The sequence below is a fragment of the Stenotrophomonas sp. SbOxS2 genome, from assembly GCF_013416715.1.
Lineage (GTDB): Bacteria > Pseudomonadota > Gammaproteobacteria > Xanthomonadales > Xanthomonadaceae > Stenotrophomonas > Stenotrophomonas lactitubi.
In genome coordinates this window covers 316097-329209 of the sequence record NZ_JAAVXD010000003.1, presented here as the reverse complement: position 1 = coordinate 329209, position 13113 = coordinate 316097, and the positions used below count along the sequence as shown (strand labels likewise).

Genomic DNA, 13113 nt, shown 5'->3' with positions numbered 1-13113 from the left:
AACACCAGGAGCATCGATGGCCGCAAACGAATCCGCCACGGGCCCCCGCCCGGGACGCGCTGAAACCCCTCCGGCCGATCATTGGCAACGTTGGGCCGCCCCCTTGGCTGCGGCCACGCCTGCCGAGGCACCGCCGTCAGCGACCGTGCAGATGCCGGCCTCGTCAGCACCCAGCGACGGTACCCGACTGGCTGCTCCGCCGCCGCTGCCCTCCGCCGCAGCACTGCCAGAGGCGGGCAACAGTGACATGGCGCCTGTCGACGCCGACTCGCCCTACCGCGTGCTGATCGTCGAAGACGACCGTGCCCAGGCGCTGTTCGCGCAGAGCGTGCTGCATGGCGCCGGCATGCAGGCGATCGTGCTCGGCGACGCCGATGGCGTGCAGCAGGCCATCCGCGAACAGCGCCCGGACCTGATCCTGATGGATCTGCACCTGCCCGGGCTGGATGGCATGCGGCTGACCGCGATGATCCGCCAGCAGCCCGGCATGCAGCTGCTGCCGATCGTATTCCTCAGCGGCGATCCGGACCCGGAGCGCCAGTTCGAAGTGCTCGACTGCGGCGCCGACGATTACCTGAGCAAGCCGATCCGGCCGCGCCACCTGATCGCCGCGGTGGCCAACCGTATCCGCCGCGCACGCGCGCAGGCCGCAACCCTGCCGGGTGCCAACGGCGCACCGGCGACCAGCAACCCGGAAACCGGGCTGCCCACGCGCCACCACGTGCTGCAGCAGCTCAACGCAACGCTTGCCCAGCACGAACGCGGTGGCGTGTTCTTCGTGGAAATCTCCAGCGCGCTGGGCCTGCGCGAGCGCTACGGCTACGCGGCCTTCGAGCGGCTGATGGTGCAGGCCGGGCAACGCCTTGCCGAAGCTGGCCATCCGCACCTGTTGGCGCGCCTGAACGACAACAGCTTCCTGCTGCTGGCACGCAACACCGATGAGGAGAGCCTGGAAGCGATTGCCGGCACCCTGCGCGAGCAGCTGTCCGCGCGCGCCTTCGTGATCCGCGACGACGAATCGGTGCACCTGCGTGGTGTGGTCGGCTACGCGCCGCTGTCGCCGGGTTTCGACGATGCCAGCAGCGCCCTGGAAGCGGTCGAACGCACCACCCTGCAGGCACGCCTGCTCAGCGCCGGTGTGGCGGGCCACGTGCACCGCCAGGTGACGACCGAGCAGGAGCACCTGGCGCTGCTGGAAGGCCAGCTGGAGCTCGCTTACCAGCCGATCGTCGCCGTCGCCGGCGGCAGCAGCGCGCAGTACCAGCTGCTGCTGCGCCTGCGCCGGGCCGATGGCAGCGTGCTGACCGCCGGCCAGGTGATTCCGGCGGCCGAAGCTGCCGGCCGCATCGCCGACCTCGACCAGCAGGTGCTGGAGCATGCGATGGGCCTGCTCGACCTGTATCGCCATGCCACCCAACCGCTGAACCTGTTCGTTTCGCAGTCGCTGCGTACCCTGCAGCGCGATGCCTTCGCCGACTGGCTGCTGGAATCGCTGCAGCAACGCCGCCTGCCCGGCAGCGCGCTGGTGATCGACGTGCGCCTGCCCGATGCGCTGATCCACACCGTGCCGTTGCAGCAGTTCTGCCAGCGCATGGCCAGCGTCGGCGTGCGCTTCTGCCTGAGCCAGTTCGAACCGGGCAGCGAAGCCCTGGCCCTGCTCACCCAGCTGCCGCTGTCGTTCGTGCGCATGGCCGCACGCTTTTCCAGCAGCCACTCCAACCCGGATACGCGCGAAGAACTGCGCCGATCGATCGAGCAGGCGCATGCCGCCGGCCTGCAGATCATCGGCCAGCAGATCGAGGATCCGCAGGCAGCGGCCGCGATGTGGGTCGGTGGTGTCGATTACATCCAGGGCAACATGGTGCAGTCGGCCGGCAGCGACCTGAACTTCGACTTCCACAACGCGGTGCTCTGAGTGTCATCGACGGTCGCGCTGCTGGCGGTGCTGGCCTTGGCCATCATCGCCCTGCTGGTACTGGGCCTGCGATTGCGTTCGCGCAGTCACGCGCTGGCGGCACTGCAGCGCGACCGCATCACCCTGATCAGCGAGCGCGACCAGCTGCGGCGCACCACCGAGCGCCAGGGCCAGCTGGAACATCAGCTGCTGCAGGCCAAGCAGGCGGCCGAAGCGGCGGTGCTGGCCAAGGGCGAGTTCCTGGCCACCATGAGCCATGAGATCCGCACGCCGCTCAACGGCATCCTGCCGATGCTGGAGCTGATCGCCCGTGGTCCACTCGGCGAGGACCAGCGGCAGATGCTGGCCACTGCCTCGGCCAGCTCGCAGCAGCTGCTGCGCATCGTCGATGACATCCTCGATTACTCGCGACTGGAAGCGCAGGCACTGGAACTGGAGATCACCAGCTTCAACCTGCGCGAGCTGCTCGACGGCGTGGTGCAGCTGCTGCAGCGCGCCGCCGAAGCCAAGGGCCTGACGCTGAGCCTGCAACTGGATCCGGCCGTGCGCCTGCCGGTACGCGGCGACCCGGTGCGCCTGCGCCAGGTACTGGGCAACCTGCTGGCCAATGCCATCAAGTTCACCGCACGTGGCCAGGTGCAGCTGCGCGTGCAGCGGCTGGGCGAAGGCCCCGCCCAGCACCAGCTGCGTTTCGAAGTGGTCGACACCGGCATCGGCATCGATGAGGCCCAGCAGGCGCGGCTGTTCCAGTCCTTCAGCCAGGCCGACGCGTCCACCACCCGCATCTACGGTGGCACCGGCCTGGGCCTGGCCATCTGCAAGCGCATCACCGACCTGATGCATGGCGACATCGGCGTGCGGTCCACCCCGGGACAGGGTGCAACCTTCTGGTTCGAAATACCGCTGCTGAAGGTCCCCGGCGATCTGCCGGCGCTGGCACGCTCGCCGGCAGCGCTGCTGCTGTACACCGCCGATGCGCAGCTGCAGCTACGCGTCGAACGCATCGCCGCGCACCACGGCCTGCAGGTACAGCTGCTGGCCAGCATCGATGAGGCAATGGAACGCCTGCGCGCAGCGCCACGTCCGGGCCAGAGCACGCCGGCATGGCTGCTGATCGACGCGCGCCAACGCCGCAATGGCGAGGCGGCCCTGCAGCGGGCCCTGGCCGAGCGCGGTGCCGACGACACGCTGCAGGTACTGTGGCTGCAGGACGATCCGGTCACGCTGCGACCGCGCCAGCAGCAGCTGCACAGCACATTCAACGATGCCGCCCTGCACGCGCTGCTGGCGCAGCCAACCGCCATCGCGCGTCCGGCAGCGCTGCTGGCCAACGCCGAAGACGCACAGCCGGCCGCCACGCTGCCGTCATTGGATCTGCGTGTCCTGCTGGTCGAGGACAATACGGTCAACCGGATGGTGGCCGAGCACCTGCTGCGGGTCTTCCAGTGCCAGGTGCGCAACGCCGCCGACGGCGAGCAGGCCCTCGCACTGTTGCGCGAAGGTGGAATCGACGTCGTGCTGATGGACTGCCAGATGCCGGTGCTCGACGGCTACGGCGCAACACAGCGCTGGCGCGAGGAAGAAGCCGATGCGGGGGGCACGCGGCTGCCGATCATCGCGATGACTGCGAATGCCATGGCGGGTGATCGCGAACGCTGCCTGCAGGCAGGCATGGACGACTATCTGTCCAAGCCGATCGCGCGGGAGGCGCTGCATGCGTTGCTGCAACGTTGGGGCCGGGCATCCGCGGATCGCGCACATGCAGCGCTGCCGGAACCTGTGCAATTGCCCGCAGCGCCGAGCGCGCCCGACGGCGAAGGCCCGCGCGATGAACGAGCACGCTCGATCCCGATTCCACAGCCGGTGCTTGATCGCAGCGTGCTGGATGAGCTGCACGCGGTGATCGGCGATGCCGCTGCGCAGATCGTGACGGTATTCCTGGAAGACGCACCGCAGTTGGTGCAGCAGTTGCAGCAGGCCGCGCAGGGCAACGACATCGAACGCCTGCAGGCGCTGTCGCACAGCCTGAAATCCTCCAGTGCCAACGTCGGTGCGCTGTCGCTGTCAGCAGTGGCGCGGCGGATCGAACACGAAGCCCGCAGTGGCAGCCTGCAGCGCCCTGCCGTGGCAGTAGCGCTGCTGGTGGCGGAGTTCGCCCGCGCACGCGTGGCGCTGACCGGCTATCTCGCCGGCCAGGCCCGCTGAATCACTCTTCGAGCTTGCTCAGCAGGTACTTCGGCTCACCGATGCGCTCGATCAGCTCCAGCTGGGTTTCCAGCCAGTCGATGTGCTCTTCCTCGGAGTCGAGGATCTTCACGAACAGCTGGCGGCTGACGTAGTCGCCGACCGAATCGGCGTAGGCCACGGCCTCGCGCAGCGTGACCACGCCGTCGCGTTCCAGCGACAGATCGCACTGCAGGATCTCGGTCGGGTTCTCACCGATGCGCAGCTTGCCCAGCGCCTGGAAGTTCGGCAGGCCTTCGAGGAACAGGATGCGATCGGCGAGCATGTCGGCATGCTTCATCTCCTCGATCGATTCCTTGTACTCGTGTTCGGCCAGTTCCTTGATGCCCCAGTTCTTCAGCATCTTGGCGTGCAGGAAGTACTGGTTGATCGCGGTCAGCTCGTTGTAGAGGACCTTGTTGAGGAATTCGATGACCTTGGTGTCGCCCTTCATGGGGATGCTCCTGCACGCTGAAATCGCGGGCACTGTAACGCCTTGCGCGCGCGCGTGAAGGAACGCGAATCGTGCGCATTGGCCAGTGCGGCCAGCAATGAAGATCAGGAGAGCGCGGCGTCAACGCGCTGCGAGACGACTCAGGCGACCTGCGCCAGACCCAGTACCGGCAACGGCAGATCGTGGGTGGCACGTGCCTTGGCCAGCAGATCGCCGGCCATGTCCAGGCAGGAACCGCAGGTCGCGCCGCATCCGGTGCGCATGGTCAGCTCGGCCACCGACGTGACGCCATGGCTGGCGGCTTCGCGGATCTGGTGGTCGGTAACACCGTTGCAGATGCAGACGTACACGGGCGGGAACCAGGGCAGCAGGCCAGTAGCGGCCTGGTCGCTATTCCAATGGAAACGAGAATGGTTGTCAATCAGAGACCTGAACCATTCTCGATACGGTTCAGCGTCCCGCCGAACCCGCCCGCGATGAGGGGGCTACAGACGCAGCAGCCCTAGCGCCAGCACCGGTGCACTGAAGAAGACGATCAGCCACTGCACGCCCCCGCCTGCCGCTCTCATCCGCAGCAGGTGGTCCGCCAGCAACAGCGCACCTGCACAGGTCGCGAAGGCGAGGCACGCCCCCAGCGCAAGCGGCATCCATGCGAGGTCGCCGAGGACCACCACGCTCAACAACAGCCAGGGGAGGCTTGCCAGGCGGACAACCAGTCCTTGCCGGAAATAGCCGGCAGCGCTGCGTTGCGACCGATCGACCTGCTCGTTGCGCAGCCTGCGCGTCAAACCGCCCCCGGTTCACCCTTGGCTTTCCGCGGCCAGTACCCGCCGCGCATGGGTGTGCGCTTCCTGGGCCTGTCATGGCCGGCGGCGTGGCCTGGCATCCAGGCCTCGGCAGCGCTCTTGGGCATGGCACTGATGCCCTGCCCCGCCACCCCCTGGGCCAACGGCGCCAGATGCCGCAGGGCGCGCGCATAGACGCCACGCTTGAACACCACCACATGCTCCACCGGGTACCAGAAGTCGACCCAGCGCCAATGATCGAACTCGGGCGAGTCGGTATGGTCCAGGCTGACGTGCGCCTCGTCACCGGTCAGGCGCAGCAGGAACCAGACCTGCTTCTGGCCGATGCAGACCTGGCGTTCATTGCGGCGGATGGCACGCGCCGGCAGCTTGTAACGCAGCCAGCCCGGTGTCGCCCCAAGCACTTCAACGTGCTCCGGCAACAGCCCGGTCTCTTCCTGCAGTTCACGATACATGGCCTCGACAGGCGTCTCGTCGGTGTTCATGCCACCCTGCGGGAACTGCCAGCCATCCCGGCGCACACGTCGTGCCCAGAACACCTGCCCATCCTGCCGCATCAGCACGATGCCGACGTTCGGTCGATAGCCGTCCGGATCGATCACGATGCGGACTCCTAAGAAAATCTACTGGTTGGGACTATCCCATGCCGTCTGTCGGGCCACAAGCTCGATACAAAGGTGTTGACAGTCCTTGTACACATCAGCAGAATAGCGGGCTCACCAAGGCTATGTAGCTCAGCCGGTTAGAGCACAGCACTCATAATGCTGGGGTCGGTGGTTCGAGTCCACCCATAGCCACCACACTGAAAATCAAGTTGTTTTTCAGCGTGAAGAGTGAGAAAATAGTTACACGTTACATTGCCCCTTAGCCAAGCGGTAAGGCACCTGACTCTGACTCAGGCATCGGTGGTTCGAATCCATCAGGGGCAGCCAAATTAAACGCAAAAGGCCAGATCTTTCGATCTGGCCTTTTGCGTTTAATTTGGTCACGCATTCCACCTTATCCCCGCGCCTGTCGGCGCACCCCCTTGAACATCAAGGGGGCTCTCCTCCAGACAGAACTCCGGGGTCGGGTATGCGGAACCACGGGGAGTGCCGGCCACTGGCCGGCAACCTCGAAATGCACACCCCCAGAACGACAAAAGCCCGGCCGAAGCCGGGCTTTTGCTTTTCCAACCAGCGGGCTCCCGAAGGAGCCCAACCAGGCGCGGCAGATCAGCGCTTGGAGAACTGGGTGGCGCGGCGGGCCTTGTGCAGACCGACCTTCTTACGTTCGACTTCGCGGGCGTCGCGGGTCATGAAGCCGGCCTTGCGCAGCTCGGACTTCAGGGTTTCGTCGTACTCGACCAGAGCACGGGCGATGCCCAGACGGATCGCACCGGCCTGGCCGGTGGTGCCGCCGCCAGCGGCGGTGACCAGGATGTCGAAGCTCTCGGTGTTCTTGGTCAGCTCGAGCGGCTGGCGCACGATCATGCGAGCGGTCTCACGGCCGAAGAACTCGTCCAGCGGACGGCCATTGACGGTGATGTTGCCCGAACCCTTGCGCAGGAACACGCGAGCGGTGGAGGACTTGCGGCGGCCAGTGCCGTAGTTTTGAGTGATAGCCATGATTAGATATCCAGAACCTGCGGCTGCTGTGCGGCGTGCGGATGCTCAGTGCCGGCGTAGACCTTGAGCTTGCGGTACATCTGGCGACCCAGCGTGCCCTTCGGCAGCATGCCCTTGACGGCGGTCTCGATCACGCGCTCCGGGTGGCGCTCAAGCGCCTGGGCGAGGGATTCGGTCTTCAGGTTGCCGATGTAACCGGTGAAACGGTGATACATCTTGTCCTGCAGCTTCTTGCCGGTGACGACAATCTTTTCTGCATTGATGACGACCAGGTAGTCGCCGGTATCAACGTGCGGGGTGTAGACCGGCTTGTGCTTGCCACGCAGACGGCGGGCCAGCTCGGTGCAGAGACGGCCCAGGGTCTTGCCCTCGGCGTCGACGAGGTACCAGTCGCGCTGGACGGTCTCGTTCTTGGCAGTGAAAGTGCTCATGAAGAACTCTTGGTTAGGTCGGGCTCATTGCGGCGAAGGACTCGCCGGAACTCTGCCACGCGTTGTGAAAGGTGGAGCGTAAGGGGCGGCATTGTACGCAGCTTGGCTGGCGGGTGCAAGCCGGCTCCAGCCCCGGGTTGGCAGGGAACCGGGGCCGGGCGAGAATCGGGCCTCCCCCGCTTCACGCCGTGCCGCCATGACCGTGCTTCGCCAGACCACCCCGCTGGACCATCTGCTGACCGAGGCGCAGCGCGCCCTGGACACGGTGTTCGGCAACCCGCCGGCCAGCCGCCCTTATCCGGCCACGGACACCAGCGAGCCCGGCATGGACAGCGCGCAGCGGCGCCACGCGGCCGGGCTGATGCGGATCAACCATGTCGGTGAAGTCTGCGCCCAGGGCCTGTACTTCGGCCAGGCCGCGGTGGCGCGCGATCCGGCGACCCGCGAGCATCTGCTGGAAGCGGCCCAGGAAGAGACCGATCACCTGGCGTGGTGCGCCACCCGCCTGGGCGAGCTGGACAGCCGCCCGAGCCTGTTCAATCCGCTCTGGTACGCCGGCAGCTACACCATCGGCACCCTGGCCGGGCTGCGTGGCGATGGCTGGAACCTGGGTTTCGTGGTCGAGACCGAGCGCCAGGTGGAAGCCCATCTGGACGAACACCTGGTCGACCTGCCGGCCGGCGACCTGCGCAGCCGCGCGGTCATCCGGGTGATGAAGGAAGACGAGGCCCGGCATGCCGAGCACGCCGAGCAGGCCGGCGCCCGCCGCCTGCCGTTCCCGATTCCCGGCGCGATGGCGTTGGCCTCGAGGGTGATGAAGAGCATTGCCTACCGCATTTGAGGCGGCGCCCCCACCAACGGTGGGGGCCTACCAAAGCACACGGTGGGGGCCGACCCAACCACACGGTGGGGCCCGACCGTTGGTCGGGCCACCTTTCAGTTGGGTGACACCAGCTTCAGGCCAATCACGCCGGCCACGATCAGGCCCACGCAGGCCAGGCGTGCCGGCGAGGCGCTGTCGTTGAACAGATAGATGCCCAGCACCGTCACGCCCATGGCGCCGATGCCGGTCCAGATCGCATAGGCCGTGCCGACCGGAATGTTCTTCATCGCCTGGCTCATCAGGTACAGGCTGATCAGGGCCGACACCACCGTCAGGGCAGTCGGCACGGGTTTGCTGAAACCTTCGGAGTACTTCATTCCAAGGGCGAATCCGATCTCGAACAGACCGGCCAGCAGCAGATAGATCCAGGGCATGGGTGGGGGCTCCTTACCTTTTTTGAGAAAAACGAAACGGCCCGGTGTTTTCACACCGGGCCGTAGGTCGGTACATCGCCGTGGAACTGAAGATTGCGCCAAGCGCAGGCTCCACGGGGCGGGGCGTCCCGCCTGGGTGGCGATGCCTGACGGCATCGCGCATGGGTCACTCAGCCAGGTTGCGGCCGTGGAACAGCTCTTCGATCTCACGACGCAGCAGCGCCTCGATCTTCATGCGTTCCTTGAACGAGATGTTCTTGGCCTTCTCCTCGAACAGGTACTGGTCCAGGTCGAAGTCCTTCAGGTGCATCTTCGTGTGGAAGATGTTTTCCTGGTAGACGTTGACGTCGAACATCTCGTAACGCGACTTGATGTTCTTGGCCAGGAAGTTCTGGATCGAGTTGATCTTGTGATCGATGTAGTGCTTCTTGCCCTTCACATCACGCGTGAAGCCACGGACACGGTAGTCCATGATCACGATGTCCGATTCCAGGCTCTCGATCAGGTAGTTCAGTGCCTTCAACGGCGAAATGACGCCGCAGGTAGCCACGTCGATATCGGCGCGGAAGGTGGCAATGCCTTCCTGCGGGTGCGTTTCCGGATAGGTGTGCACGGTGATGTGCGACTTGTCCATGTGCGCGACCACGGCATCGGAAATCAACTCCTTGCCGGCCTGCTTCTTGTCGATCACCGGCTCTTCGGAGATCAGGATCGTCACCGAGGCACCCTGCGGATCGTAATCCTGGCGCGCCACGTTGAGGATGTTGGCGCCGATGATCTCAGCGACATCGGTCAAGATTTGAGTAAGCCTGTCGGCGTTGTACTCTTCATCGATGTATTCAATGTAACGCTGACGCTCCTCTTCGGTGCGCGCGTAACACACGTCATAGATGTTGAAGCTCAGCGCCTTGGTGAGGTTGTTGAAACCCTGCAACCTCAGGCGAGGCAACGGCTTGACCACGGCGGTCGATTCCTGTGTAAGAAGGGAAAGGGTGAATTATGCGGCATAAGTGTCTCCAGGGGGAACGTGAAGACGCTCAGCTTCTGGCACACTGTTTGCCCTTAACAATTGCGCTGGTTAAGCTCCGCTATCGACCCCGTGAATCCGTTCATGCGCAGAGGGAGCGCCCCTATCGTGTCAACCGTGCGCCTAGCTAGCAGCCCATTGGCCTTGGACATCGCAACAATCGACCGCTTTCTGGCCCACAGCCACAGGCGGCGCTATCCCACCCGTACCGACGTCTTCCGACCCGGTGACCCGGCTGGCACTCTGTATTACGTCATCAGCGGCTCGGTTTCGATCATGGCCGAGGAGGAGGAGGACCGTGAGCTGGTGCTGGGCTATTTCGGCGCCGGCGAGTTCGTCGGCGAGATGGGCCTGTTCGTGGAGTCGGACCGCCGCGAGGTGATCCTGCGCACCCGGACTGCCTGTGAGCTGGCCGAAATCAGCTACGAGCGGCTGCATCAACTGTTCCTCGGCCCGCTGTCGGCCGATGCCCCGCGCCTGCTGTACGCGCTGGGCCAGCAGATCTCCAAGCGCCTGCTGGACACCAGCCGCAAGGCCAGCCGTCTGGCCTTCCTGGATGTCACCGACCGTATCGTGCGCACCCTGCACGATCTGGCGCAGGAGCCGGAGTCGATGACGCACCCGCAGGGCAGCCAGCTGCGCGTCTCACGCCAGGAACTGGCCCGTCTGGTCGGCTGCTCGCGCGAAATGGCCGGCCGGGTGCTGAAGAAGCTGCAGACCGATGGCCTGCTGCACGCCCGCGGCAAGACCGTGGTGCTGTACGGCACCCGTTGATCGACAGATGTCCGCCGGGCATGGCCCGGCGCTACCCCAAGGTCTCCACCACGGTAGCGCTGGGTCACGCCCGGCGGATCGTCGTAAGTGCGACACGCCATCGCATGTCGCGCACACCCGCATCCGCTAGGCTCGATCCATGGAGCTGAGCAGCGAATTCTGGTGGTTCATCCTCATCGGCCTCGGCGCACAGCTGGTTGATGGCGCGCTGGGCATGGCATTCGGACTGGTTTCTTCATCAGTGCTGCTCAGCATGGGGCTGCCTCCCGCACAGGTCAGCGCCAGCGTGCATACCGCTGAAGTGTTCACCACCGGGGCCTCCGGTGTGTCGCATCTGGTCGCCGGCAATGTCGACAAACGCCTGTTCTTCCGCCTCGCCCTGCCCGGCGCACTGGGCGGTGCACTCGGCGCGTACGTGCTGACACAGGTCCCTGGCGACCTGATCCGCCCGCTGATCTACCTGTACCTGCTGGTGCTGGCCATCATCATCCTGGCCCGCGCGGCCGGCCGCTGGATGCCCAAGGGCGAGATCCGCCGGGTGCCGGTGCTGGGTTTCTTCGCCGGCCTGCTCGATGCCAGCGGCGGCGGCGGCTGGGGCCCGGTGGCCACCTCCACCCTGCTGGCCCGCGGCGGTCAGGCCAGGACCACGATCGGCACCGTCAACGCGGCCGAGTTCGTGGTCACCTTGACCATTTCGGCCACGTTCCTGCTGTCGATGGGCATGCAGCACCTGCAGATCGTCGCCGGCCTGCTGATCGGCGGCATGATGGCCGCGCCGGTGGCGGCGGTGCTGGTGAAGCGGGTGAAGGAACGCTGGGTACTGGTCGCAGTGGGCGTGCTGGTGCTGGGCATCAGCCTGTTCCAGGTGGGCCATGCGCTGTTCGGGTATCTGTACCGCTGAGCGCTCGCCGGGCATGGCCCGGCGCTACCCGCGTGGGATGCGGTAGTGCCGGCCGCTGGCCGGCAACCTCATGGCCTGCGGAAGCGCGTGCACGGTTGCCGGCCAGCGCCCGGCACTACCGGGTCCTTGCCCCACGCCCGGCGGGCAGGCGGGATCGATTACGCCTTGTCGCCGCCCCGGTCCACGCAACCCCAGTTGAGGATGCGGGTGCCGGCCGGCAGCACGCGACGGAAGAATTCCACCTTGGCAGGCTTCGGATTGACCACCACCGGCGCTTTCGCCGCAAGCAGCAGCGGCAGGTCGGCAGTGCTGTCGGAGTAGGCGATATCGATGTCGCCGTAGCCGCGCTCGCGCAGCATGCGCATCTTCTCTTCGTTGTGGCAGTGACGGGTCGGCCCTACCCCGCCCAGCCGCGGCCCCACTTCGGTGCCGATCACCGGCACGTCCTGGTGGGCGACGAAGGCCAGGATCGCGCGGGCAAGCTCCGGCGGTGCGCCGGTGGCCACCACCACGCGATCGCCCTTGGCACGGTGCGCGGCGAACACCTCCAGCGCCTGCGGCAGCAGCTTGGCGCGCATCTGCGCCTCGTTGCGCAGCACATAGGCATCGATCACCTTGTTGAACTCGCGGGCGCGATGCAGGCCGAAGCTGCCGATCCAGACGTAGACCGAGATACCGGCACGGCGGGTCGGCAGCATCGCCACCATCGGCCCGGCAATCGGAGTGACCAGCAATGCCGCCAGCATCCGCAGCGGGTTGCGCTTGATCAGCGAGGCGAACAGGTGGGTACCCGAATCGCCGTCATACAGGGTGTGGTCGAAGTCGAAGACCACCAGCGGCGCATCCTCGCGCGGCGTTGGATAGTACGTTTTCATGCTGCGAAGAATAGCTGACGCAGACCCTCGCCCGGCTCTTCCACGCGCATGAAGGCCTCGCCGACCAGGAACGAGTGGATGCCGGCATCGCGCATCAGCGCCACATCCTGCGGGCCGAGAATGCCGCTCTCGGTGACCAGCAGGCGGTCGCGCGGCACGGCCAGGCGCATGTCCAGGGTGGTCTGCAGCGACACCTCAAAGGTGCGCAGGTTGCGGTTGTTGATGCCGATCATCGGCGCCGGCACCTGCAGCGCACGCTCCAGCTCGTCGATGTCGTGCACTTCCACCAGTACGTCCATGCCCAGCGACATCGCCAGCTCGGACAACGTGGCCAACTGCGTGTCGTCCAGCGCGGCGACGATCAGCAGGATGCAGTCGGCACCCAGCACGCGCGCCTCGACCACCTGGTAGGCGTCGATCACGAAGTCCTTGCGCAGCACCGGCAGCGTGCAGGCCTCACGCGCCTGCTGCAGGTAGGCATCGGCCCCCTGGAAGAAATCGACATCGGTCAGCACCGACAGACAGCTGGCGCCGCCGAACTCATAGCTGACGGCAATGTCGGCCGGGCGGAAATCCGGGCGGATGACGCCCTTGGACGGGCTGGCCTTCTTCACCTCGGCGATCACCGCCGGGTCGCCGTTGGCCACCGCCGCCTGCAGCGCTCGCACGAAGCCACGTACCGGCGGGGCGCTGGCCACGGCGGCCTGCAGGTCCTCGAGGGGACGCTGGGCACGGCGCTGGGCCACTTCTTCGGCCTTGCGGGCCAGGATCGTCTGCAGGATGTCGCTCATCGTCGTCGGTTCAATGCGGGGGCGGTGAGGACGGCCATTATCGGCCATCGAG

The 13113-nt window shown here is 66.0% G+C and carries 15 protein-coding genes and 2 tRNA genes; 7 read left to right on the top strand and 10 right to left on the bottom strand.

Annotation, left to right across the window (positions count from 1 at the left end; genetic code table 11):
• Nucleotides 1-16: 16 nt before the first annotated feature.
• On the top strand, nt 17-1915 hold the full coding sequence (locus HFK18_RS06675; RefSeq protein ID WP_180165238.1) for an EAL domain-containing protein: 1899 nt from the start codon (nt 17-19) through the stop codon (nt 1913-1915).
• Nucleotides 1916-4120, top strand: coding sequence for a hybrid sensor histidine kinase/response regulator (locus HFK18_RS06670; protein WP_180165236.1), 2205 nt, complete (start codon nt 1916-1918; stop codon nt 4118-4120).
• Between the two features lies 1 nt (nt 4121).
• Here HFK18_RS06670 and bfr read toward each other — a convergent pair whose 3' ends face one another.
• The 4 genes from bfr to HFK18_RS06650 form a co-directional block, all read right to left on the bottom strand.
• Nucleotides 4122-4592, bottom strand: coding sequence for a bacterioferritin (gene bfr, locus HFK18_RS06665; RefSeq protein ID WP_025874625.1), 471 nt, complete (start codon nt 4590-4592; stop codon nt 4122-4124).
• 140 nt (nt 4593-4732) lie between these two features.
• On the bottom strand, nt 4733-4942 hold the full coding sequence (locus HFK18_RS06660) for a bacterioferritin-associated ferredoxin (protein WP_089237360.1): 210 nt from the start codon (nt 4940-4942) through the stop codon (nt 4733-4735).
• 135 nt (nt 4943-5077) lie between these two features.
• Nucleotides 5078-5380, bottom strand: coding sequence for a hypothetical protein (locus tag HFK18_RS06655; RefSeq protein ID WP_257216084.1), 303 nt, complete (start codon nt 5378-5380; stop codon nt 5078-5080).
• Entirely contained in the window at nt 5377-6000 is a 624-nt protein-coding gene (locus HFK18_RS06650) for an RNA pyrophosphohydrolase (RefSeq protein ID WP_025874624.1), read from the bottom strand. The genes HFK18_RS06655 and HFK18_RS06650 overlap by 4 nt, the downstream gene beginning before the upstream one ends.
• Before the next feature lie 121 nt (nt 6001-6121).
• On the opposite strand from HFK18_RS06650, the gene HFK18_RS06645 reads away from it, so the two are divergent.
• A tRNA-Met gene (locus HFK18_RS06645) sits at nt 6122-6198 on the top strand.
• Nucleotides 6199-6256: 58 nt separating this feature from the next.
• A tRNA-Gln gene (locus HFK18_RS06640) sits at nt 6257-6330 on the top strand.
• A 282-nt stretch (nt 6331-6612) separates the two neighbouring features.
• Here the strand turns inward: HFK18_RS06640 and rpsI are convergent.
• Complete coding sequence (gene rpsI, locus HFK18_RS06635) at nt 6613-7005, bottom strand: 30S ribosomal protein S9 (RefSeq protein ID WP_005411311.1); 393 nt, start codon at nt 7003-7005, stop codon at nt 6613-6615.
• 2 nt (nt 7006-7007) lie between these two features.
• Nucleotides 7008-7436, bottom strand: coding sequence for a 50S ribosomal protein L13 (gene rplM / locus HFK18_RS06630; protein WP_025874623.1), 429 nt, complete (start codon nt 7434-7436; stop codon nt 7008-7010).
• 196 nt (nt 7437-7632) lie between these two features.
• Between rplM and coq7 the strand changes: the two genes are divergently transcribed.
• Nucleotides 7633-8277: a 2-polyprenyl-3-methyl-6-methoxy-1,4-benzoquinone monooxygenase gene (coq7, locus tag HFK18_RS06625; protein WP_180165234.1), complete on the top strand. Its 645-nt coding sequence runs from the start codon at nt 7633-7635 to the stop codon at nt 8275-8277.
• Nucleotides 8278-8372: 95 nt separating this feature from the next.
• Here the strand turns inward: coq7 and sugE are convergent, their stop codons facing one another.
• Both sugE and speD read right to left on the bottom strand, forming a co-directional pair.
• Entirely contained in the window at nt 8373-8693 is a 321-nt protein-coding gene (sugE, locus tag HFK18_RS06620; protein WP_025874621.1) for a quaternary ammonium compound efflux SMR transporter SugE, read from the bottom strand.
• A 166-nt stretch (nt 8694-8859) separates the two neighbouring features.
• Entirely contained in the window at nt 8860-9654 is a 795-nt protein-coding gene (gene speD, locus HFK18_RS06615) for an adenosylmethionine decarboxylase (protein ID WP_025874620.1), read from the bottom strand.
• Nucleotides 9655-9804: 150 nt separating this feature from the next.
• Between speD and crp the strand changes: the two genes are divergently transcribed.
• Together crp and HFK18_RS06605 are read left to right on the top strand one after the other, a co-directional pair.
• Nucleotides 9805-10494, top strand: coding sequence for a cAMP-activated global transcriptional regulator CRP (crp, locus tag HFK18_RS06610; protein ID WP_089238148.1), 690 nt, complete (start codon nt 9805-9807; stop codon nt 10492-10494).
• A gap of 139 nt (nt 10495-10633) precedes the next feature.
• Nucleotides 10634-11395, top strand: coding sequence for a sulfite exporter TauE/SafE family protein (locus HFK18_RS06605; RefSeq protein ID WP_180165232.1), 762 nt, complete (start codon nt 10634-10636; stop codon nt 11393-11395).
• Nucleotides 11396-11553: 158 nt separating this feature from the next.
• Here the strand turns inward: HFK18_RS06605 and HFK18_RS06600 are convergent, their stop codons facing one another.
• Together HFK18_RS06600 and trpC are read right to left on the bottom strand one after the other, a co-directional pair.
• Nucleotides 11554-12270, bottom strand: coding sequence for a haloacid dehalogenase-like hydrolase (locus HFK18_RS06600; RefSeq protein ID WP_099819691.1), 717 nt, complete (start codon nt 12268-12270; stop codon nt 11554-11556).
• Complete coding sequence (gene trpC, locus HFK18_RS06595) at nt 12267-13061, bottom strand: indole-3-glycerol phosphate synthase TrpC (protein ID WP_180165230.1); 795 nt, start codon at nt 13059-13061, stop codon at nt 12267-12269. Before trpC ends, HFK18_RS06600 begins: the two co-directional genes overlap by 4 nt.
• Nucleotides 13062-13113: the final 52 nt, after the last annotated feature.